This window comes from Virgibacillus sp. 7505, from assembly GCF_002272135.1.
Taxonomy (GTDB): Bacteria; Bacillota; Bacilli; order Bacillales; family Amphibacillaceae; genus Terribacillus.
The window spans coordinates 41974-61590 of record NZ_NPBF01000038.1 but is presented as its reverse complement, the minus strand read 5'-3'; the positions used below and the strand labels follow the sequence as shown (position 1 = coordinate 61590).

The window sequence follows — 19617 nt, the reverse complement described above, 5'->3', positions numbered from 1 at the left end:
GAGCAACATGCTCTCAGCTTTTTTATTGCATATATTTCTCTAGAATCGCCCTTGCCAAGTCATCATACGCATCTCCGAGCGGATGATTTTCTTGATATACCGCTGGTGCAAAGACTCCTTCTTCCTTGTATGGCTGTGCCAAAGGCAAGCGTCCGATCACTTCTGTATCAAGTGCATCTGCAAGCTTGTCACCGCCGCCTTGACCGAAGACATATTCTTTCTCACCAGTAGCCTGTACCTCATAGTACGCCATGTTTTCTACAACACCAAGGATTTCATGCTCTGTGCGAATCGCCATTTGACCAGCACGCGCAGCTACGAAAGCAGCATTAGGATGCGGTGTTGTAACGATGATTTCCTTGGAGGATGGCAGCATTGTATGAATGTCTAAAGCCACATCGCCTGTTCCTGGCGGAAGGTCGACAAGCAAATAATCGAGATCATCGCCCCATTGTACTTCTTTGAAGAAGCTTGTCAGCATTTTACCTAGCATTGGTCCGCGCCAGATGACTGGTCCATTATCCTCCACGAAGAAGCCCATCGAGATGATCTTCACGCCAAAACGTTCCACCGGTGTGATTTTGTCATCGACCACTTCCGGCCGTTTCTCGATACCCATCATTTCCGGAACACTGAAGCCATATATATCTGCATCGATGATACCAACTTTGAAGCCAATGCGCGCAAGAGCTACCGCCAAATTGACTGTAACCGTAGATTTACCAACACCGCCTTTACCGCTGGCGATATTGATGAATTTCGTCTTTGTATCTTTGTCCAGCAAAGATTTTTGCTGCTTACCGGAGGATTGTGACTGGCTGTAGCGTTCCACAATTTCCTGCGGAAGCTGATCAAAGCGCAATCCTACTGTTGCAGCTCCTGCATTTTTCAGGACATTGACAATCTCCTGCTGCAGCTGCATCTGTTCTGCTGTATTCGTCTTGCCAACCAAAATTTTCACGCTGACATGCCGTTTCTCTTCCTTGATCCGGATGTCCGCGATAGCGCCAGTTTCTCCTAGCGTCGTATGTAGAAAAGGATCTTCGATATTATTCAGAAGCTCCCGTACTTTTTCTTCTGTTACCATGTGAACGCCCCCTACCTAGCTTGTTCCGGAAAACGTTTTCCAGATTGCTTTACCGCTAGTATAACACATTCTTAAGACAGCTAGGCAAGCGGCGCTCGGTCAATCATCTTCCGGCATCTTCTCGGTTGTATAGCGGAGGATACCCTCATAAATACTGAATGCCATCTGCTCCTGATAAGGGACATCCTTCAAGAGCTCCAGCTCCCTCGGATTTGACATGAATCCGATTTCGACAAGCGCTCCCGTCGGTTCCGTGTGCTTCAGCAAATACATCGTATTCAATGCCAGCGGCACCCTCGTCGTATTTTCCAGATTACGTTTGATTTCATCCTGGATGAACGTTGCCAATGCTTTACTGCCTGGATTATCTTCATTGAAGAATGTCTGGGCTCCAGACCATTTGGAAGAAAGCAATGCGTTCGTATGAATGCTTATATAAAAGTCTGCTTCCTTCTCTTCTATAAAGGCTACCCGATTCCGAATATCCTCTGATTTCCGCCGGGAAAGCCCTTTTGTTTCCGCATCCGCCAGATCCACATCCTCTTCCCGTGTCAGATAGACGAGTGCACCTGCCTGCTGCAAATAGTCCCGCAGCATTTTTGAGACTGCTAATGTAATTCCCGCTTCCTGCGTACCATCTGATCCTTCCGCTCCGCCGTCTACACCGCCATGTCCCGGGTCGATGACAATCGTCTTGCCAGCCAACGGCAAGGACCAGGAATGGGAAGATTCCTCTGTCGTGACAATCTTCGGTACGTAGTAAGCGAGCAGCATGATAAACAGCGCAGCTGCTATGGCTCCTGCAATCCATCTTCTAGTCATTCGTGCTTCCTCCCATACCGCGCATTTGTACACTATATGGGACAACCATTCCGGATATACGCTCTTCTTTGGAATTTATCCAGGCACTGGTATAATGAAGCTAGTAATATGATTGAAGCTAGAAACACGATTAAAAATAGCTATACAAAGTATGACAGAAAAGGACGTACAAAATGAATTTCGATAATCAGACGAAACGCTTATATTTGAATGTTGGTATTTATGTTGTGCTGGGCGGAATAAGCGCACTGCTTTATTTGCTTCATGACAATCTAATCATTATTGGCATCTGCTTACTCGTCAGCTACTTGATCAGCTACGGTATCTCCAACACTCTTTTTCCTCGCAGCAAAGATACCTTCTACCCGAAGGATGAAAGGAAGTAATTACGTTGGCCAACTATATCATGGACTTACGTGAAACAGTCGGAACCCGACCGCTTGTAATGGCTGGTGCCGGTGTCATTGTTCGAAATGAAACCGGCCAGCTGCTCTTACAGCTCAGAGCGGATACAAAGGATTGGGGACTTCCAGGTGGCGCTTTGGAGCTCGGAGAATCACTGGAAGACACAGCCAGACGAGAGCTTTTTGAGGAAACTGGACTGCATGCAGAGCGTTTCAGCTTCCTGCGTATGTGTTCAGGACCTGAGTTCTATGCCAAGTATCCAAATGGTGACGAGGTGTATAATGTCATCTCTGTTTATGAGGCTTACGACGTTTCAGGGGAATTCACAATGCTTGATGGGGAAAGCCTGGATTTGCGGTACTTCCCTCTAGATGACCTGCCCGAACTCAACCACATCACCCAGAAGATGCTTTCTGGCCTACTCATTCCATAAAGGGGCACGATTATGACTAGAAAAACCTGGATGTACCTATTTATCATGCTAGCCGGCTTATCCATTGGCATCTACAATAACTTCACGAACACAGGAACGTTGCTGCTCGTGATTTTGCTTAGTGCCGCGGCCGTAATTATGATCTTTTTTAACATCAGTGTATGGCTCAAAAACCGGCGACAAAAAAAACAATAGGAGTGTTTGCCGAAATGAACCAAATCAATTTGATTTGCTTAGGTGTTAAGGACATGCAAGCGTCACTTGCTTTCTATCGCGATGGCCTGGATTTCGAGACAAGCGTAAAAGAAAACTCACCGAATATCGTCTTCTTCAACAACAGAGGAACGAAGCTGGAACTGTTTCCGCTTGATGCATTACGCAAGGATATCAATGCGGATGTTCCTCCGGAAACAAGCACCGGTTTTCCCGGCTTCACACTTGCTTATAATGCCAGGACGGCACAGGAAGTCGATTATGTCATTGAGAAAGCGGCACGAGCTGGTGCCACGATCGTAAAACAGCCGCAGCGTGTCGATTGGGGTGGCTACAGCGGTTATTTCACTGACCCTAATGGCTATTACTGGGAAGTAGCGTTCAGCGAGCATTGGAAGTTTGACGAAAACAATATGCTGATCATTGATTGAATAAAAAGCCAGAAGCATGTGCGCTTCTGGCTTTTTATTGTGGTTCAACGTGGACATTTACCCAATAGACGCCGTGCTCCCGCTTCAGCGTCTTTTCGACTGTTGTTGCTACATCATGGGCTTGCCGGATGTCCAGCGTGGAATTGACCAAAATCTCTGTATCAACGATGGCATTATTGCCATAGCTTCTTGCTTTCATTGTCTTTATGCCTTTTACACCTTTGATCTTCATAATCGTCTCCGTATATGAAACCATAAGTGTTTCGTCAAAACCATCGGTCAGCTGATGAGAAGAAGAAGTGAAGATCTCCCATGCCGTCTTACAGATGATCAAGCCGACAATGATTGCTGCCAGCGGATCCAGCCAAGGCAACCCTAGCTGTGAGCCGATGATACCTACTACTGTTCCTACACTGACAAGCGCATCTGATAGATTATCCTTTGCTGCAGCTTTGACAGATTGACTGTTTATTTTTGAACCTAGCCGCATATTATATCTGTACACGAAGAACATGACGATCGCCCCGAATACGCCTGTCCAGGCTGCCATCATATCTGGTGCCTCGTTAGAACCATCAAACACATTCAGTACAGCTGTATACAGCACTTGGAGACCGACTGTCATCATGATGAAGGAGGCAATAAGGCTTGCCACTGTTTCTGCTTTCCAATGTCCGTACGGATGATCCGCATCGGGTGGCTTTCTCGCCAGCTTCAGTCCGATCAACACAGCAACAGAAGCCACGATATCCGTAGCATTATTCAAACCGTCCGCCCGTAAAGCAGCCGATCCACTTAAAAATCCAACAATCAGTTTCAAACAGGACAAGACAAGATAAGCACCGATACTAATATAGACTCCGCGCTCTCCCATCTTCAGTTCCTTGTATTTTTCATTTTCCAACGCCTCGTCAGCCCTTTCATTCCAGTTCCATCATCATATCAGTCCGGCATCGGGTGGGTCTACAGCAACGTTTTTTCTAGCTGCCATATGAATAGCCGATAACTAATAGTTTTTCCCTGAGCAAAAGCGCAGATAATTCACAAAAGGGGAGCTAATCAAACGATTGATTAAAAAAGCAATGGCACCATCCGCCCATAGGTGCATAACCTAAGAGGAGGAAGGAGCGATGATCAGTGAATAACGATGCTGTCATTATCGAAGAGGAAAGATATGAGTTCATCGCCACGGTGATATCTTATATAGGCCTGATCCTGTCCCTGATCGGAGCAACAATTGCTCTTTACATTTCTTATACCTCTTATAAAAGATCTGTACAGAACGCTGGAAGCGGTCAAGGATATGGCGCCGTAACAGCTGCTGTTATTGCCTAAGCATGAAGCAGCCTTTTGTTTACTACAATGTAAACGAAGGCTCTTTTTATTAGAGTCTCGAAGACAAGCCTAAGGAGGATGAAGTATGAAAGAAGATTTGGAACAGCGCATCCGTCTGCTCGAGCTGGAAGTGGAAAAAATGAAAGAGGAAAACAAACACCCCAGGCACAGCTGGATATGGGCTTTCGTTCCGATACTGGCATTGCTTATCCCGATAGCTGCCATCCTTCGTGATACATTCAACAATTAAAAAAGCCAACTTATTTAGGCTGCTGTCCCGCGCCTTCCGCTCTTGCCCGTCATACACTGGCACAGAAAGGAAGGTGTTTTACATGCAAGAACAAAATCAAACTCTTGTACCTTATCAAGCTGACGAGCAACTCCAATATTCATATCCTGAGTATACGGATGAATACCGACGTCGTCCCGGTTATGGCTTCGGCGGGTTCGGCCGTCCAGGATTCGGCTATGGCCGCCCAGGTTATGGCTACGGCGCACCATTTCTAGGCGGTGTCGTCGGCGGACTGATCGGCAGCAGCTTGCTTTATCCGCCTTATTATAACCGCCCTCGGCCTTACCCATACCCATACTATCCTTATCCATACTATCCGTACTATAACTATCCTTACTATGGTTACGGATACGGATATTAATATACGAAGAGGGATCGCAATCCCTCTTTTTGTTATGTTTTCTTCAGGTATATTAAGCTGATGCCGGGCGGACGGGGTTGCTCTTGCTGTATTGCTAGATGATAATGTTAATAACGTAGCGTAGTAAGTACAGACGGATGAAAGAAAGTTAATTTAAAAGGTAAAAAAGGAGGAACGAAATGACGAAACAATACAACCAAGTTAGAGAATTCCATAAGGCATTCGATCATTTACAAAATGACAAACCAACTCCTATGAGTAAAGAGATCGCATTACATCGTGCAGTATGGTCAGGTGAGGAATTAATGGAATTTCTATATGCCACTGTGGGTGGAGATCTCACTGAGTTTGAAAAGCTTTATGAACAATTCCTAGCAGGATTAGAGAAAGCCAAAACCAAGATGCGTGAAGAGCAAAAGCCAGTAGATGATGTTCTTGTTGCTCAAGCAGATGCACTGATTGATGAGGCCTATTTTAACAATGGTTCATTTGCTATTCTAGGCGTTGAGCCTGCACCACTGTTTGATATAGTACATGAAGCAAATATGGGCAAGCTGCATAATGGTGTTGCTAAGTATCGTGAAAGTGATGGAAAAATACTCAAACCGGAAAACTGGGAAAGAGATTACGCTCCCGAAAAAAGATTGAAGGCTGAAATTGAGCGTCAAGCGACTACATAACAAAATGCAAAGAAGGCATACCTCAATTGGTATGCCTTCTTTCAGTAACTTTCCCTTTTACGGCTCATTTTCACAAATGCTGCAATCAGCATCAATGCAGCTGGTACGAAGAAGTATAATAGCACGCCGTAGATACCGACTGAAGCTGCCACAATAAGGAGAACTCCAGCAAGTACTGGTTTTTTATTGAGCAAGACTGCGGCAATAATTCCGAGGATACCCGCAGCAATTCCAAGTAAGCCAAAATTGCCGACTGTGTACGTATTTTCAATTAAGGTAAAGAACATAGCTAGAAGTGAGGCAATGATACCGAATATGCCTCCTACTGTTGCAACTGTTTTCATAGAACAAAACTCCCTTCATTGCTGCAATAATTCTTTTATCTCTATATCACCCCAGCGGGAAGCTAAACATTTGGACACAAAAAAAGGAATATATCACTAGTTGTGATTACTCCTTCTTCTCCATCATACTCGCCAAAAAGGCCGGATCATCCGAAAAAATGCCATCCACTTCGTAATGAAGCATCTCCTCTGTCCACTCTCTTTCGTCTCCTCGGTAATAAGCATGGATTTCGAGATCATGATGCTGAATCAGATCTACTACTGATTCTTCTAATATGCCGGCATAGATACCCACGCCAATTGCTGTCCCTCTTATCTCCTGAAGATCTTTCCCATTTAGCTGCTCCACGTCTTTCTTCTTCAACAACTGTACAAGCGTAAGCTCCGGATCGAGTTCATGTAATGTACGAATGCTGTCTTTGCTGAACGACTGCAGGATGACTTGATCCTTCGGGATAGCATACTGCTTCAGCAATTGCAGGACTTGCCTCTCCATGACGAGCTTTCCCTTATCATCTTCGCGTGTTTCAATATAATATTGCACCTCACTCCCATACCGTATAAGAATCTCTTTTAGTGTCGGAACCATCTGCCCTTTTCCGGTATCAAGTGCTTTTATCTCTTTCAAAGTTAGCTCCTCGACCAATCCCTTTCCGTTTGTTGTTCGATCAACCGTGTCATCATGCATCGCAATCAATTCGCCATCCGCCGTTCTGCGCAAATCAATTTCGATATAATCTGCTCTATCCTCCATTGCCTGATCATATGAAGAGAACGTATGCTCAGGTTCAACAGCAGACGCTCCGCGATGGGCAATAACCAATGGGCTATATTCGGAATCATAGGCAGCTTCTGTGTGGGCCAATGAACAGCCTGATAGCAACAGCACACATACCAATAAAAATACAAAAGATTGTCTCATACTGTTAATCTAAAAGAGCATGGTATAGAATACCATGCAGCTAGTGTTAAGAATGAAAGCAAACGCGGATTGCACTTTACATTGTCTTTATATTTGGATGATAAGTATCAATCCATGGATAAAACTTGGTACACAGATCCCTTAATTGCTGCTCGGTTGCCATTACCAAATCAAACACATCCGAGCTGATATATAACACCCGATCTTCTGTATAGAACGTAAGAGAGGAACACTTCCGCCCTTGGGCAGTCTGTTTGCATAAAGCATATACATCCTGTGACGTGATATTCTCAACAGCCATATAGATTAATCTTTCACCTGTCCCGTTTCCCACATACGTTTCCTTCCAATTGGAGAGTTTCGTGATATTCTTCAAGTATTGCCTCTCCCATATTCGTTTTGAACCTATATAGTATCCAATAATGCCAGTCATGGAAATTGGTTTATGTTCGGGGAAAATAGAGTATACAAAATCCCGGAGAATCACCAGTCTGGAATTATCTTCAAAATGGGAAGTTGCTATCCGCAGGCGATGGGGAGCTGGCGTTTGAAAATATCTAGTTTATAAAAGTTGAGCTGATTCGTCGAAAAGTGCATAGATGACTCCTTGTATTTTAGGTAAGTATGTTGTGTAGCTCTTAAATCGCATATTCGAAAGATTGATATCACACTGTCTTCGAGGATGCCGTTAGCGCCTTGCTCTATGTCTTGACCTCGTAATGCAGTTCCACAAACTGATTGAATGTTCTTGTTCTTTTTAAAGTAAATTCGGTTTGATTATGACCCTCCTTGAATAAAGGTATACCATTGCCAATAACCACAGGTGCAATAGTAAGTATCATTTCATCTATCAGTTGCTCTTCAATGAACGAAGACAACAGCTCTCCGCCGCCGACTATCCAGATATTCCTGCCATCTTGTTGTTTTAACTTATTCGTGAAATGCGCAATATCTCCCTGGACAAATTGTACGTGCTCAGTATCTTTGATATCTGAACGCGTAAAGACATAACACGCTTTATTTTGGTAGGGAAATTCTTCTATATTATCTATCACCCAATCATACGTCTTCTTGCCCATAATAACCGTATCAACTGTCTCGTAGAATTCCGAATAACCATTATCCCCCTCACCTTCTACAGCAAAGAGCCAATCCAATGAATCTTCCTTGGTTGCGATATACCCATCCAGACTTGCAGCAATAAATAGTATGAGATTACGTTTTTGCATTTGAATTTCTCCTTTCAGATAATATATCTTCCTGTAAGAGAGGAGCTTTTATATGTGCACCATACACTAATAGCGCAAATAAAAAGACTCCAATCAAGTGAGATTCTTTTAAAGATTACTTAGTGCCCTATCCAATTCATAGTTACAAAGCTTTATTAAGTTATTCTACATTAATAATGACATTCCCTTTTTTATGTCCCTTCTCGACATAACGATGTGCTTCCACTATTTCTTCAAATTCATAAGACCTATCAATTTTTTACCTGTTGTTAATATAGTCCATAACATCCGAACACTCGGCAGCGGCTCTGTGATATTTATATAAGTGCCACCCTTAAATTACCACTTTCAATTTCCCTATCTTTATGAGTTCGCCGAGAAAATTTAGCGCTTCCGGTGTTTCAGGTACGTTTCGACTTAGTATTACAAACCGGGCTGGCAGCCAAAAGACCAGAGGAACGGTAAAGCTTCGAGCTCGTATATCTGCTGCTGTGACAGTTGTCGCTTTTACTTTCACTAATATTTCATGTTCTTTCGGGACCGGATTTTCTGCATCGTTTAGCTGAAGAACTTCTGGAGGTCCATACTTTTTGTAAACAATAGACTTCATAGCCAACCTCCGCTTCTTTATATTCGTAATATGATACGAATACCACGGGCAAATAGACCAGAATGATCAATATTTCAGTTCAATTCCTTACGTATCCTAAAAATAAACAAAAAAAGACTCCCAACCAATAGGTTGAGAGTCTTTCGTGAGTGCCCAAAAATTAACGTTTTGAGAACTGTGGAGCGCGACGTGCACCTTTAAGACCGTATTTTTTACGTTCTTTCATACGTGCGTCACGAGTTAGGAAGCCAGCTTTTTTAAGTGTACCGCGGTATTCTGGGTCAGCTTCAAGAAGCGCACGAGAGATACCGTGACGGATAGCACCTGCTTGTCCTGTGAATCCACCACCCTGTACAGTTACAAGAACGTCGTAGTTGCCAGCAGTTTCTGTTGCAACTAGAGGTTGGTTGATGATTGTACGAAGTGTTTCGTATGGGAAGTAATCTTCCGCACTACGGTTGTTTACTGTTACTTGACCTGTGCCTGGTACTAGACGTACGCGGGCAGTAGAGCTTTTACGGCGACCGGTGCCGTAGTATTGTACTTGTGCCACTATCGTTTACCTCCTTTTTAATTAACCGCGAAGTGTATAAGCTTCTGGTTGTTGTGCTTGGTGTTTGTGCTCAGCGCCACGGTATACGTGAAGCTTTTTGATCATTTTACGTGCAAGTGGTCCCTTAGGAAGCATGCCTTTGATAGCAAGCTCAAGCATTTGCTCAGGGTATTTTGTACGCATTTCGTCAGCTGTACGCTGTTTCAAACCACCTGGGTGGTTAGAGTGACGGTAGTAGATCTTGTCAGCAAGTTTGTTACCAGTAAGTTCGATTTTCTCAGCGTTGATGATGATTACGTTATCACCAGTGTCGGCATGTGGAGTGTAAGTTGGTTTGTGCTTACCGCGCAGGATAGCAGCAACTTCACTTGCAAGACGACCAAGAGTTTGGCCTTCTGCATCCACAACAAGCCATTTGCGTTCGATATTGCTTTCGTTCGCCATGAATGTTGTACGCATGTCATTTCCTCCATTTTTTCGATTGAATCGTTCATTTATTATTCTACACAATTAGTCTTCCGGGGCTAATCGTGGTATAGAAATAAAATGCCATAAACCATAGTATATCATCATAGACCCTCATGTCAAGGGCATGTAACACCCGAATGCGTTGTTTTGCAAAAAAGTTTTCAGTAGTCCACTTTCCAGAGGCAAAGTCCGCTCGCAGCAGCGGTTTTACTCGCCAGCTGCCGGTCCTTCGACTCTAGTATTCTAGCCATGTCTTCCGGCTCTTTGCGGCCATTCCCGATGTCGATGAGTGTACCTGCAAGTATACGCACCATATTGTACAGGAAGCCGCTTCCCGTGAAGGTAAACACTAGCATATCGTCCTGCTTTTCACATAGAGCTTCATAGACGGTACGGATCTTGTCTCCTTTGACTCCTGTCCTTGCAGAACAAAAAGCGCTGAAGTCATGGGTTCCCTCGATTGCTGTGATAGCTTGCTGCATTCTATCCAACTCTAGCTGATAAGGAACATGATGCACGTAATGACGCTTGAACACGTCCTGTTCCGGCGCATTATGGACAAAGTACTTATACTGCTTCCGTTTCACACTGTAGCGTGCATGGAAATCCTCTTCTGCTTGTGTTATATCTGTTATCCGCACATCATCCGGCAGCAAGGTATTGAGCGCCTTGCGCCAATTGTAATCTCCCATGCGAAGCTCGGTATCGAAATGGATCACCTGCCCTCTGGCATGCACACCTGCGTCTGTACGGCCAGATGCTTGGATCCTGATCTGCTGTCCCTTATGAATCTTCGTAAGTGCCTTCTCCAGCTCCCCTTGGACCGTGCGGTTTTTCTCCTGCACCTGGAAGCCGGAAAAATGCGTGCCGTCATAGCTGACAGTCGCCTTCATACGTTGCGTCATCTTTGTAACTCCTAACTATAGTCTCTCGTTATCAAGGCAGCAGCCACCACTACAATGAAGATGACAAGTGCTGCAACATCACGCTTCATCACGCGCAGCTCCCGAAGCTTCGTACGTCCTTCTCCGCCGCGATAGCCTCTTGCTTCCATGGCCATAGCAAGCTCCTCTGCCCGTTTAAAGGCACTGACAAACAAAGGCACCAGCAAGGGAATTACAGCCCGTACACGCTCCCTGAATGGCCCTGTACGGAAATCCACGCCCCTGGAAGCTTGAGCGTTGGAAATCTTCTCGGTCTCCTGAAGCAAAGTAGGGATAAAACGCAAGGAGATGGACATCATCAGTGCTAGTTCATGGACTGGGAACTTGAATCGGCGCAGAGGACCAAGCAAGGACTCGACTCCGTCAGTAATCTCGATCGGCGTTGTCGTCAACGTCAGCAGAGATGTCAAAAGGATGAGCAAAAAGAAACGCAGTGAGATAACGGCTCCTTGTTCCAGTGCTCCGCTATAAATCGGCAATCCGAATACGTTCACCAATACTGTGCCTTCCTTTGTAACGAATAAGTGCAGGATAAACGTAAAGATAATTAAAAACCATACCGGTGTCAGCCCTTTGGCGATAAAACGCCATGGAACCTTCGTCAGAAGTGTACCTCCCACTGCAAATACTGTGAACAGTGCATAACTGACGACATTATTAGCAAAGAAAATGAAAATCACATAAAAGAAGATGATCAGCATCTTTATCCTCGGATCCATCCGGTGGACAATACTATTGGTCGGAACATACTGACCGACAATCAGCAGATTGTTCATTTCTTATCACCTGCCAAATCCGCCAGCCGCTCAGCGAGCCTGTCCATATTCTCTCCCTCAAAGGCGAGCGGTTTGCCGAAACGTTCGGATGCCTTCTGAAGAAACTGGAATATCTCCGGTACATCAAGCTGCACCTGCTGGAGAGCTTGCCGATTTTGAAATACTTCTACAGGAGACCCTTCCATATACTTTTCCCCTTTATCGAGTACAAGCATATGATCAGCATACGTCAGCGCATCCTCCATACTGTGTGTTACCAATATCGTTGTAAGCTGCTGTTCTTTATGAAGCCGGTAAAACATATCCATGATCTCCCGCTGCCCGCGTGGATCCAATCCTGCTGTAGGCTCATCCAGAACCAAGACACGAGGCCGCACAGCAAGCACACCTGCAATCGCAACACGACGCATTTGCCCGCCGCTTAGCTCAAATGGAGATCGGCTCAGTAAGGATAGATCCAACCCTACAGCTGCTGCACTTTCCTTTACACGCTTTGAGATCTCATTCTCAGCTACTCCGAAGTTCCTCGGGCCGAAGGCAATATCCTTCTCTACTGTTTCTTCAAATAGCTGGTGCTCTGGGTATTGGAACACAATGCCTACTTGTTTACGAAGTTCTTTTGCTTGCTTAGGTTTTTTCTTTGGCTCCAGTGTATGCTCACCAATCTGTACGCTTCCGCTGGTAGGTCTCACTAGTCCGTTCAAATGCTGTAACAGAGTGGATTTACCGCTGCCGGTATGTCCGACAATAGCCGTGAAGCTCCCTCCTGGCAAATGGAAGGATAAATCCTTTAGCGCTTTATGCTCAAACGGGGAGTTTGCCTGATACGTGTAGTCTACTTGTCTGAATGTAATGTCCATAATGCATCTAACAACTCCTCGTGATCAATCGGCTGCTCGCTTAGGATAATACCTTGTCTTTCCAAAGCATGAGCAAGCTGCGTAACAAACGGCACGTCCAAACCGATTTGCTGCAGTTCCGTCTCTCTTTTCACTAATTCCCTTGGTACAGTAGTCGTCCATATTTCTCCGTCATTCATGACCAATACCCGATGCGCCTGCATCACTTCATTCAAATCATGGGTGATAGTAATCAGACCAAGCTGCTGTTCTGCTTGAACACGATGGACAGTATCAAGGATTTCCTTCCTGCCGAGTGGGTCCAGCATCGCTGTTGCCTCATCCAGGATAATGACGCTTGGAGAGATGGCCAGGACACCTGCTATTGCCACCCGCTGCTTCTGTCCGCCTGACAGACGGTAGGGTTCATGCAGCAGGTAATCCTGCATACGCACTTGTTCCAAAGAAGAAGTGATCCGATTCATCATTTCAGAACGGGGCACCCCGCAGTTCTCCAAACCGAATGCTACATCATCACGAACAGTCGTACCGACGAATTGATTATCTGGGTTTTGGAAAACCATACCTACCTGGCGTCGTATCTCCCATATATTCTCTTCATTAAGCGGTATACCATTGATAATGATCTCCCCCTCCGTCGGAAACAGCAGCCCGTTCATCAGCTTGGCAATCGTTGACTTGCCTGAACCATTATGACCGATGATCGCCAGCCATTCCCCAGCCTCCACTTGAAAACTGACATTGCGAAGTACATAGGGCTGTTCTTCCTCGTAGCGGAAAGAAACATTCTTGAATTCAATCGCGTGCATGCTTTCGTGCTCCTTCGTCATTACCCGACTATTTCCGGGGAAATACTAAACGTGTTTGTCCGTTCCTGTCATTTCTATAGCTAGTATAAAGAATCCCGACAAAAAAGAAAAGCAAGCGCTAATGTCGGCGCTTGCTTTATCTGCTAAAGAAAAAGGGCCGGAATACACCTCGTGGTAGAGATTTTCCTGCCCTTGTTATTACCTTATACTAGTTCAATGATTGCCATAGCGGCACCGTCACCACGACGCTGTCCAAGTTTCAACACGCGTGTGTAACCTCCTTGACGTTCTTCATAACGTCCGGCGATATCGCTGAATAGTTTTTGTACTGCATCTTGGTTCTCGTCCGCTTTAGTTCCGTACAAGAAAGAAGCAGCTTGACGACGAGCGTGAAGATCTCCACGTTTGCCAAGAGTGATCATTTTTTCTACTACAGAACGAAGCTCCTTAGCTTTCGCCTCCGTTGTTTCCAATCTTTCGTGAACGATAAGATCAGTTGCAAGGTTACGCAAAAGCGCCATACGAGCATCCGTAGTACGTCCTAACTTTCTAGCCATAGGTTATCCCTCCCTTTCCTGGTGTCAAATGCTCCGCTAAGCGGGATCAGTCTTCTTTACGAAGACCAAGTCCTAAATCGATTAGTTTCTTTTTAACTTCTTCTAATGATTTACGTCCTAGGTTACGCACTTTCATCATGTCTTCTTCAGATTTATTAGCAAGTTCTTGTACCGTGTTGATTCCAGCACGTTTCAGACAGTTGTATGAACGAACAGACAAGTCCAATTCTTCAATAGTCATCTCAAGAACTTTCTCTTTTTGGTCTTCTTCTTTTTCAACCATGATTTCGGCATTTTGCGCTTCATCAGTAAGACCTACGAAGATATTCAAATGCTCCGTATAGATCTTTGCACCAAGAGAAACTGCCTCTTCAGGTCGGATACTGCCGTCAGTGAATACATCCAACGTCAGTTTGTCGAAGTTAGCCAACTGGCCAACACGCGTGTTTTCCACTTGATACGTCACTTTTGAAACTGGCGTAAAGATGGAGTCAATTGGAATGACACCAATCGGCTGATCTTCATGGTTATTCTGATCAGCTGGTCGGTAGCCGCGGCCGCGTTCTGCCGTAAGCTTCATGTGCAAATGAGCATTCTTGCCCAATGTTGCAATATGAAGATCCGGATTCAGTACTTCTACATCGCTATCGAAAGTGATGTCAGCAGCAGTTACTTTCCCTTCACCTTGTACATCGATCTCTAATGTTTTTTCTTCATCAGAGTAGATTTTGAGAGCCAGTTTCTTCAAGTTCAAAATGATGGTTGTCACGTCTTCTACTACGCCTTCAATCGTAGAGAATTCATGGAGCACTCCATCAATTTGAATGGAAGTTACAGCAGCGCCAGGAAGTGAGGATAATAGGATACGACGCAAGGAGTTTCCTAGTGTAGTACCATATCCACGCTCAAGCGGTTCTACAACGAACTTTCCAAATGTAGCATCATCGCTGATCTCAACCGTTTCAATCTTTGGTTTTTCAATTTCGATCATTATAAAGCCCTCCTTTAAAACGTCGAAACCCCGGTTAGAATTACTCCTAACCGAAATTCCCCATATTGCGGTTCCCGTTTCTGCATCTTGACGATACGTTTCTTACTGTATGACCTGATCGCTTTTAAGCTATCATAACCCATTATAGACAGGGATACAAATTCTATACAGCAAGCAGGAAAAACTTATACGCGACGACGTTTTGGCGGACGGCAGCCGTTATGTGGAACTGGAGTGACGTCACGGATCGCAGTTACTTCAAGACCAGCAGTCTGAAGGGAACGGATCGCAGCTTCACGGCCAGCACCAGGGCCTTTAACAGTTACTTCCAAAGTCTTCATGCCGTTTTCGACAGCACCTTTAGCAGCAGCTTCTGCAGCCATTTGAGAAGCGAATGGAGTAGATTTACGGGAACCTTTGAAACCAAGGGAACCTGAGCTGCTCCAGCTGATTACGTTACCTTGAACATCAGTAATCGTAACGATTGTGTTGTTGAAAGTAGAACGGATGTGAGCAATACCAGTTTCGATATTCTTTTTCACACGACGTTTACGAGTTTGTTGTTTACGAGCCATGTTTGTTTACCTCCTTACTTATTTTTTCTTGTTAGCGATTGTACGGCGTGGGCCTTTACGAGTACGAGAGTTGTTCTTCGTTTTCTGACCACGAACCGGCAATCCACGACGGTGGCGAAGACCACGATAAGAACCGATCTCAATCAGACGCTTGATGTTAAGAGATACTTCACGACGAAGATCCCCTTCAGTAGTGTAGCTGTCAATTGCCTGACGGATTCTGGATAGTTCGTCTTCTGTAAGATCACGAACACGTGTATCTTCAGAAACACCAGCTTCTTTTAGTACCTTTTGCGCTGTAGTTTTTCCAATTCCATAGATGTATGTTAGGGAAATAACAACGCGTTTGTCACGCGGAATATCAATACCTGCTATACGTGCCATTAGCTACGTGCACCTCCTTGTATTATCCTTGTTTTTGCTTATGCTTAGGATTTTCACAGATTACCATTACTTTGCCTTTACGACGAATGACTTTACATTTTTCGCAAATAGGCTTTACAGATGGTCTTACCTTCATCATCTATTCCTCCTTTAGTATCGGAGCTAGTCAAATTATTTATAACGGTACGTAATACGTCCTTTAGTTAAGTCATAAGGGGAAAGCTCTACCGTTACTTTATCTCCAGGAAGAATTCGAATGAAGTGCATACGAATTTTACCGGAAACATGTGCTAAAACGGTGTGGCCATTCTCTAACTCTACCTTAAATTGCGCATTAGGCAATGTATCGGTGACAGTTCCTTCTACTTCAATTGCATCATCTTTCGCCATCGGTCTATCTCCCTTCTTCAAATCTCTTCACGGTATGATTGACATAAGTAGATATCGCAAATCGCAGTTTACCATTGGTTACGCGACCAGCTTCTAGAAGGCTACGTCGGACTTCCGGTGATACATACGGCAGTGGATCCACATGACGCAAAGCTTTGCGCTTCGGTGAATCGAACTTTCGTTTGTCTCCGTCGGCAAGCAACACAAAACGACTGTCAATTTTTCGAATGACAATCGCAAGCTGGCCTGCTTCTCGCCCATATACGATACGAACAACCTGACCGATTAGTGGACTTGCATCCGTTTCGCTCAAACATGATCACCTTCATCATAGCTTATATCGAAGCTGTGCGTAAGTTAGCATTATATGCTGCAAACAAGGAGCATATTCTACCACTTTTCTGCCTGAATGTCCAGGTTAGAAAAGCTGCATGTTAGGGAATCTATATTAAGTCCACAAATTGAGTCACAATTTGTTTCATGATTGTTCATATTCAGCCTTGTCAATTAGCGTCAGGATATCAGTAAGGCACGGTTCCGATGATGGAAGCTTGAACGAATTGCAAAGCCGCAAATCGTTTCAACTCTACCACGAGGTCTATTATACTCTATCAAGGGATAGAATGCATCCTTACGCTATTAGGAGCCCAAAGTGCAATTCCACCCGTACTAAGAGAGTATAGTTTGCACACCTGTATCAGCGAAGATTTTTCAAGCGCTGATCGATGTCGTGGAAGACCTGATCGATTGCTTGGTCACCGTTCACTGTTACAAGATAGCCCTTATCGTTGTAGAAGTCCAATATCGGTTTTTGCTGCTCGATATTGACTTCCAAACGTTTTTTCACCGTTTCCGGCTTATCGTCGTCTCGCTGGATCAGCCCAGTGCCATCCTTGTCACATACCCCTTCTTCTTTCGGAGGGTTATAGACTGTATGATACGTAGTGCCGCATGTCGGACAAACCCATCTGCCAGATAAACGCTCCACCAAATTCTCCTGCGGAACCTCTACATGTAAGACGTAATCTACATTAGCATTCAAATCGTCCAGCAATGCGTCAAGCGCTTCTGCCTGAGCAAGCGTACGAGGAAAACCGTCAAGTAAAAATCCGTTGTTGGTGTCATCCTTGCCTAAACGGTCACGGACTATACCAATTGTTACTTCATCCGGAACTAGTTTCCCCTGGTCCATGAAAGCTTTCGCTTCACGGCCAAGCTCCGTTCCTTCTTTTATTGCAGCTCGGAACATATCTCCTGTTGAGATATGAGGGATGCTATATTTATCTACAATCTTCTCTGCCTGCGTACCTTTACCGGCACCCGGCAGACCCATAAGAATTAAATTCAACGAAATTCCCCTCGCTCTCGTCTGTTTGTAGACTGTTCTCTATTTCATGAAGCCTCGGTAATGACGCTTCACTAACTGGCTTTCTAGCTGTTTCATCGTCTGCAACGCTACCCCTACCACGATCAGCAGGCTCGTTCCTCCGATTTGGACAGAAGTCGGCAAGTTGGCAATAGAGCCTAGGATTATAGGCAATACAGCTACAGCAGCCAAGAAGAGAGACCCAACGAAGGTTAAACGATACATCACACTGGTGAGGTACGTTTCCGTGCTTTTCCCTGGGCGAATACCCGGGATGTAGCCACCTTGCTTGTTTAAGTTCTCTGCCATTTGTTCCGGGTTAACCTGAACGAATGTATAGAAATAACTAAATGCAAGAATCAGGACTACATAGATTACCATCCCAATTGGTTGCGTATAATCGAATACGTTCTCGATCGTAGTTGCTACATTTCCTTCAAAGAAACTCGCGATTGTACGCGGAGCATAGATAAAGGAAACTGCGAAAATAACAGGGATTACTCCAGCAGCGTTTACTTTAATCGGTAAGTGGGTGGACTGGCCGCCTACTTGGGAACGACTTGTAGTACGCTTCGAATACTGGATTGGAATTTTACGAAGTGCCTGCGTGATATAAATCACACCAACAATTACGGCAATGATCACGATAGCGATAATTGCAACGATCACGACATTAAGGAATAGATCATCACCAGGATTGCTGAAGTACTGTTCCCAAAGCTGGTTTAAACCATTCGGAATTGCAGCAGCGATACCGGCGAAGATAATAATGGAAATACCATTACCTACACCATGAGCTGTGATCTGTTCTCCTAACCACATCAAGAATGCTGTTCCTGCAGTCAATACGATTGTAATGACAGCGAACTTATAAAAACTTGGATCGGAAATGAGCATACCGCCGGATAACTGGTTGAATCCGATGGACATACCTACCGCCTGTATTAACGCTAGCACGATAGTGGCGTAACGCGTCACTTGTGCCAACTTACGACGTCCCATCTCTCCTTGCTTTTTCCACTCACTGAATGTCGGTACGACATCCATTTGCAGAAGCTGCATGATGATCGAGGCAGTGATGTACGGCATGATACCCATCGCAAGGATGGAGAAGTTCTGCAATGCACCGCCGCCAAATGTATTCAAGAACCCGAATACGTTCTGCTGGTTCATAAAATCGATCGCGGAACGATCGGTAAATGGAACAGGAATGAACGTACCGATCCTGAAAATGATCAACATAAGCAATGTAAAGATGATTTTATTTCGTATATCTTTTACACGCATAAAATTGGAGATTGTACGAAACATTAGATCACCTCTGTTTGACCGCCCGCTGCCTCAATAGCTTCTTTAGCAGAAGCAGAGAACTTGTGAGCTTTAACAGTAAGTTTCTTTTCGATGTTCCCGTTTCCTAGAACTTTAATACCGGCTCTCAATTTGCTTACAACTCCGCTTTCAAGTAGAAGCTCTGGAGTTACCTCTGTGCCCTCTTCAAAACGGTTAAGGGTTTCAAGGTTTACAATTGAGTACTCAGTACGGTGGATGTTTGTGAATCCACGTTTAGGAAGACGTTGGAATAGTGGCATTTGGCCACCTTCGAAACCTAGACGTACACCGCCGCCAGAACGTGCGTTTTGTCCTTTATGTCCACGGCCGGATGTTTTACCGTTACCTGAAGACATACCACGACCTACACGATTGCGAGTTTTACGTGTTCCTTCTGCTGACTTCAATTCATGAAGTTTCATAATGGCACCTCCTCTTTTACATTTAAATC

At 44.8% G+C, this 19617-nt stretch carries 32 protein-coding genes and 1 pseudogene; 8 read left to right on the top strand and 25 right to left on the bottom strand.

Annotated elements, in window-relative coordinates:
- Positions 1-22 precede the first annotated feature (22 nt).
- The gene (locus CHH91_RS17315) at positions 23-1087 is read right to left on the bottom strand and encodes an Mrp/NBP35 family ATP-binding protein (RefSeq protein ID WP_095224668.1); all 1065 of its coding nucleotides are present in this window, start codon (positions 1085-1087) and stop codon (positions 23-25) included.
- A 99-nt stretch (positions 1088-1186) separates the two neighbouring features.
- Positions 1187-1909: an N-acetylmuramoyl-L-alanine amidase CwlD gene (gene cwlD, locus CHH91_RS17310; RefSeq protein WP_095224667.1), complete on the bottom strand. Its 723-nt coding sequence runs from the start codon at positions 1907-1909 to the stop codon at positions 1187-1189.
- A 173-nt stretch (positions 1910-2082) separates the two neighbouring features.
- Here cwlD and CHH91_RS17305 point away from each other — a divergent pair, with 173 nt between their 5' ends.
- From CHH91_RS17305 to CHH91_RS17290, 4 genes are read left to right on the top strand one after another with little or no spacing between them, the layout of a single operon-like run.
- On the top strand, positions 2083-2295 hold the full coding sequence (locus CHH91_RS17305; protein WP_095224666.1) for a hypothetical protein: 213 nt from the start codon (positions 2083-2085) through the stop codon (positions 2293-2295).
- A gap of 20 nt (positions 2296-2315) precedes the next feature.
- Positions 2316-2747, top strand: a complete 432-nt coding sequence (locus tag CHH91_RS17300) for an NUDIX hydrolase (protein WP_095224674.1) — start codon at positions 2316-2318, stop codon at positions 2745-2747.
- Between the two features lie 12 nt (positions 2748-2759).
- Positions 2760-2942, top strand: coding sequence for a hypothetical protein (locus tag CHH91_RS17295; protein ID WP_095224665.1), 183 nt, complete (start codon positions 2760-2762; stop codon positions 2940-2942).
- A gap of 14 nt (positions 2943-2956) precedes the next feature.
- The gene (locus tag CHH91_RS17290; RefSeq protein ID WP_095224664.1) at positions 2957-3391 is read left to right on the top strand and encodes a VOC family protein; all 435 of its coding nucleotides are present in this window, start codon (positions 2957-2959) and stop codon (positions 3389-3391) included.
- A gap of 34 nt (positions 3392-3425) precedes the next feature.
- On the opposite strand, the gene CHH91_RS17285 is transcribed toward CHH91_RS17290, so the two are convergent.
- Positions 3426-4295, bottom strand: coding sequence for a cation diffusion facilitator family transporter (locus CHH91_RS17285; protein WP_095224663.1), 870 nt, complete (start codon positions 4293-4295; stop codon positions 3426-3428).
- Between the two features lie 233 nt (positions 4296-4528).
- Here CHH91_RS17285 and CHH91_RS17280 point away from each other — a divergent pair, with 233 nt between their 5' ends.
- The 4 genes from CHH91_RS17280 (at position 4529) to CHH91_RS17270 (ending at position 6059) form a co-directional block, all read left to right on the top strand.
- Positions 4529-4726 carry a hypothetical protein gene (locus CHH91_RS17280; protein ID WP_095224662.1) on the top strand — a complete coding sequence of 66 codons (198 nt, stop codon included), beginning with the start codon at positions 4529-4531 and terminating at the stop codon, positions 4724-4726.
- Positions 4727-4811: 85 nt separating this feature from the next.
- Complete coding sequence (locus tag CHH91_RS20660) at positions 4812-4976, top strand: hypothetical protein (RefSeq protein ID WP_176465839.1); 165 nt, start codon at positions 4812-4814, stop codon at positions 4974-4976.
- An 82-nt stretch (positions 4977-5058) separates the two neighbouring features.
- On the top strand, positions 5059-5379 hold the full coding sequence (locus CHH91_RS17275; protein WP_176465838.1) for a hypothetical protein: 321 nt from the start codon (positions 5059-5061) through the stop codon (positions 5377-5379).
- A gap of 179 nt (positions 5380-5558) precedes the next feature.
- Positions 5559-6059, top strand: coding sequence for a pyrophosphohydrolase domain-containing protein (locus CHH91_RS17270; protein WP_095224661.1), 501 nt, complete (start codon positions 5559-5561; stop codon positions 6057-6059).
- Between the two features lie 41 nt (positions 6060-6100).
- On the opposite strand, the gene CHH91_RS17265 is transcribed toward CHH91_RS17270, so the two are convergent.
- The 22 genes and pseudogenes from CHH91_RS17265 to rplO form a co-directional block, all read right to left on the bottom strand.
- Complete coding sequence (locus CHH91_RS17265) at positions 6101-6403, bottom strand: hypothetical protein (protein WP_095224660.1); 303 nt, start codon at positions 6401-6403, stop codon at positions 6101-6103.
- Positions 6404-6509: 106 nt separating this feature from the next.
- Positions 6510-7268 carry a glycerophosphodiester phosphodiesterase family protein gene (locus CHH91_RS17260; RefSeq protein ID WP_176465837.1) on the bottom strand — a complete coding sequence of 253 codons (759 nt, stop codon included), beginning with the start codon at positions 7266-7268 and terminating at the stop codon, positions 6510-6512.
- A gap of 133 nt (positions 7269-7401) precedes the next feature.
- Complete coding sequence (locus CHH91_RS17255; RefSeq protein ID WP_095224658.1) at positions 7402-7701, bottom strand: hypothetical protein; 300 nt, start codon at positions 7699-7701, stop codon at positions 7402-7404.
- A gap of 325 nt (positions 7702-8026) precedes the next feature.
- Positions 8027-8554, bottom strand: a complete 528-nt coding sequence (locus CHH91_RS17250) for a dihydrofolate reductase family protein (RefSeq protein WP_095224657.1) — start codon at positions 8552-8554, stop codon at positions 8027-8029.
- A gap of 160 nt (positions 8555-8714) precedes the next feature.
- The gene (locus tag CHH91_RS21600; RefSeq protein ID WP_483372410.1) at positions 8715-8810 is read right to left on the bottom strand and encodes a zinc-binding dehydrogenase; all 96 of its coding nucleotides are present in this window, start codon (positions 8808-8810) and stop codon (positions 8715-8717) included.
- A gap of 170 nt (positions 8811-8980) precedes the next feature.
- Positions 8981-9164, bottom strand: a pseudogene (locus tag CHH91_RS21595) (NAD(P)-dependent alcohol dehydrogenase); the annotation flags it as partial.
- Positions 9165-9324: 160 nt separating this feature from the next.
- Positions 9325-9717 (bottom strand): 30S ribosomal protein S9, encoded by a 393-nt coding sequence (gene rpsI, locus CHH91_RS17240; RefSeq protein ID WP_038565267.1) that lies wholly within the window; start codon positions 9715-9717, stop codon positions 9325-9327.
- A 21-nt stretch (positions 9718-9738) separates the two neighbouring features.
- On the bottom strand, positions 9739-10176 hold the full coding sequence (rplM, locus tag CHH91_RS17235; RefSeq protein WP_095220661.1) for a 50S ribosomal protein L13: 438 nt from the start codon (positions 10174-10176) through the stop codon (positions 9739-9741).
- Positions 10177-10346: 170 nt separating this feature from the next.
- Positions 10347-11090 carry a tRNA pseudouridine(38-40) synthase TruA gene (gene truA / locus CHH91_RS17230; protein WP_095224656.1) on the bottom strand — a complete coding sequence of 248 codons (744 nt, stop codon included), beginning with the start codon at positions 11088-11090 and terminating at the stop codon, positions 10347-10349.
- Between the two features lie 11 nt (positions 11091-11101).
- Entirely contained in the window at positions 11102-11905 is an 804-nt protein-coding gene (locus CHH91_RS17225; RefSeq protein ID WP_095224655.1) for an energy-coupling factor transporter transmembrane component T family protein, read from the bottom strand.
- Positions 11902-12765: an energy-coupling factor ABC transporter ATP-binding protein gene (locus tag CHH91_RS17220; RefSeq protein ID WP_095224654.1), complete on the bottom strand. Its 864-nt coding sequence runs from the start codon at positions 12763-12765 to the stop codon at positions 11902-11904. Before CHH91_RS17220 ends, CHH91_RS17225 begins: the two co-directional genes overlap by 4 nt.
- Positions 12741-13574 carry an energy-coupling factor ABC transporter ATP-binding protein gene (locus CHH91_RS17215; RefSeq protein WP_095224653.1) on the bottom strand — a complete coding sequence of 278 codons (834 nt, stop codon included), beginning with the start codon at positions 13572-13574 and terminating at the stop codon, positions 12741-12743. The genes CHH91_RS17220 and CHH91_RS17215 overlap by 25 nt, the downstream gene beginning before the upstream one ends.
- A 203-nt stretch (positions 13575-13777) precedes the next feature.
- Positions 13778-14131: a 50S ribosomal protein L17 gene (rplQ, locus tag CHH91_RS17210; protein ID WP_077304172.1), complete on the bottom strand. Its 354-nt coding sequence runs from the start codon at positions 14129-14131 to the stop codon at positions 13778-13780.
- A 46-nt stretch (positions 14132-14177) separates the two neighbouring features.
- Positions 14178-15122: a DNA-directed RNA polymerase subunit alpha gene (locus CHH91_RS17205; protein ID WP_038565251.1), complete on the bottom strand. Its 945-nt coding sequence runs from the start codon at positions 15120-15122 to the stop codon at positions 14178-14180.
- A 185-nt stretch (positions 15123-15307) separates the two neighbouring features.
- Complete coding sequence (rpsK, locus tag CHH91_RS17200) at positions 15308-15697, bottom strand: 30S ribosomal protein S11 (protein WP_095224652.1); 390 nt, start codon at positions 15695-15697, stop codon at positions 15308-15310.
- A gap of 18 nt (positions 15698-15715) precedes the next feature.
- Positions 15716-16081 (bottom strand): 30S ribosomal protein S13, encoded by a 366-nt coding sequence (gene rpsM / locus CHH91_RS17195; protein ID WP_095224651.1) that lies wholly within the window; start codon positions 16079-16081, stop codon positions 15716-15718.
- Between the two features lie 22 nt (positions 16082-16103).
- Positions 16104-16217, bottom strand: a complete 114-nt coding sequence (rpmJ, locus tag CHH91_RS17190) for a 50S ribosomal protein L36 (RefSeq protein ID WP_003156543.1) — start codon at positions 16215-16217, stop codon at positions 16104-16106.
- Positions 16218-16252: 35 nt separating this feature from the next.
- The gene (gene infA / locus CHH91_RS17185) at positions 16253-16471 is read right to left on the bottom strand and encodes a translation initiation factor IF-1 (RefSeq protein ID WP_038565240.1); all 219 of its coding nucleotides are present in this window, start codon (positions 16469-16471) and stop codon (positions 16253-16255) included.
- 4 nt (positions 16472-16475) lie between these two features.
- Entirely contained in the window at positions 16476-16784 is a 309-nt protein-coding gene (locus CHH91_RS17180) for a KOW domain-containing RNA-binding protein (RefSeq protein WP_095224650.1), read from the bottom strand.
- Positions 16785-17168: 384 nt separating this feature from the next.
- Positions 17169-17819, bottom strand: a complete 651-nt coding sequence (locus tag CHH91_RS17175) for an adenylate kinase (protein WP_095224649.1) — start codon at positions 17817-17819, stop codon at positions 17169-17171.
- A gap of 39 nt (positions 17820-17858) precedes the next feature.
- On the bottom strand, positions 17859-19148 hold the full coding sequence (gene secY, locus CHH91_RS17170) for a preprotein translocase subunit SecY (RefSeq protein ID WP_095224648.1): 1290 nt from the start codon (positions 19146-19148) through the stop codon (positions 17859-17861).
- Positions 19148-19588 (bottom strand): 50S ribosomal protein L15, encoded by a 441-nt coding sequence (gene rplO / locus CHH91_RS17165; protein ID WP_038565232.1) that lies wholly within the window; start codon positions 19586-19588, stop codon positions 19148-19150. The genes secY and rplO overlap by 1 nt, the downstream gene beginning before the upstream one ends.
- Positions 19589-19617 lie beyond the last annotated feature (29 nt).

Bases quoted from the DNA above. Each gene is read 5' to 3' on its own strand.
- CHH91_RS17315 (WP_095224668.1), bottom strand. From the start codon at position 1,087: ATGGTAACAGAAGAAAAAGTACGGGAGCTTCTGAATAATATCGAAGAT.
- cwlD (WP_095224667.1), bottom strand. From the start codon at position 1,909: ATGACTAGAAGATGGATTGCAGGAGCCATAGCAGCTGCGCTGTTTATC.
- CHH91_RS17305 (WP_095224666.1), top strand. From the start codon at position 2,083: ATGAATTTCGATAATCAGACGAAACGCTTATATTTGAATGTTGGTATT.
- CHH91_RS17300 (WP_095224674.1), top strand. From the start codon at position 2,316: ATGGACTTACGTGAAACAGTCGGAACCCGACCGCTTGTAATGGCTGGT.
- CHH91_RS17295 (WP_095224665.1), top strand. From the start codon at position 2,760: ATGACTAGAAAAACCTGGATGTACCTATTTATCATGCTAGCCGGCTTA.
- CHH91_RS17290 (WP_095224664.1), top strand. From the start codon at position 2,957: ATGAACCAAATCAATTTGATTTGCTTAGGTGTTAAGGACATGCAAGCG.
- CHH91_RS20660 (WP_176465839.1), top strand. From the start codon at position 4,812: ATGAAAGAAGATTTGGAACAGCGCATCCGTCTGCTCGAGCTGGAAGTG.
- CHH91_RS17275 (WP_176465838.1), top strand. From the start codon at position 5,059: ATGCAAGAACAAAATCAAACTCTTGTACCTTATCAAGCTGACGAGCAA.
- CHH91_RS17270 (WP_095224661.1), top strand. From the start codon at position 5,559: ATGACGAAACAATACAACCAAGTTAGAGAATTCCATAAGGCATTCGAT.
- CHH91_RS17265 (WP_095224660.1), bottom strand. From the start codon at position 6,403: ATGAAAACAGTTGCAACAGTAGGAGGCATATTCGGTATCATTGCCTCA.
- CHH91_RS17250 (WP_095224657.1), bottom strand. From the start codon at position 8,554: ATGCAAAAACGTAATCTCATACTATTTATTGCTGCAAGTCTGGATGGG.
- rplM (WP_095220661.1), bottom strand. From the start codon at position 10,176: ATGCGTACAACATTCATGGCGAACGAAAGCAATATCGAACGCAAATGG.
- truA (WP_095224656.1), bottom strand. From the start codon at position 11,090: ATGACGCAACGTATGAAGGCGACTGTCAGCTATGACGGCACGCATTTT.
- CHH91_RS17225 (WP_095224655.1), bottom strand. From the start codon at position 11,905: ATGAACAATCTGCTGATTGTCGGTCAGTATGTTCCGACCAATAGTATT.
- CHH91_RS17220 (WP_095224654.1), bottom strand. From the start codon at position 12,765: ATGGACATTACATTCAGACAAGTAGACTACACGTATCAGGCAAACTCC.
- CHH91_RS17215 (WP_095224653.1), bottom strand. From the start codon at position 13,574: ATGCACGCGATTGAATTCAAGAATGTTTCTTTCCGCTACGAGGAAGAA.
- rplQ (WP_077304172.1), bottom strand. From the start codon at position 14,131: ATGGCTAGAAAGTTAGGACGTACTACGGATGCTCGTATGGCGCTTTTG.
- CHH91_RS17205 (WP_038565251.1), bottom strand. From the start codon at position 15,122: ATGATCGAAATTGAAAAACCAAAGATTGAAACGGTTGAGATCAGCGAT.
- rpsK (WP_095224652.1), bottom strand. From the start codon at position 15,697: ATGGCTCGTAAACAACAAACTCGTAAACGTCGTGTGAAAAAGAATATC.
- rpsM (WP_095224651.1), bottom strand. From the start codon at position 16,081: ATGGCACGTATAGCAGGTATTGATATTCCGCGTGACAAACGCGTTGTT.
- rpmJ (WP_003156543.1), bottom strand. From the start codon at position 16,217: ATGAAGGTAAGACCATCTGTAAAGCCTATTTGCGAAAAATGTAAAGTC.
- infA (WP_038565240.1), bottom strand. From the start codon at position 16,471: ATGGCGAAAGATGATGCAATTGAAGTAGAAGGAACTGTCACCGATACA.
- secY (WP_095224648.1), bottom strand. From the start codon at position 19,148: ATGTTTCGTACAATCTCCAATTTTATGCGTGTAAAAGATATACGAAAT.
- rplO (WP_038565232.1), bottom strand. From the start codon at position 19,588: ATGAAACTTCATGAATTGAAGTCAGCAGAAGGAACACGTAAAACTCGC.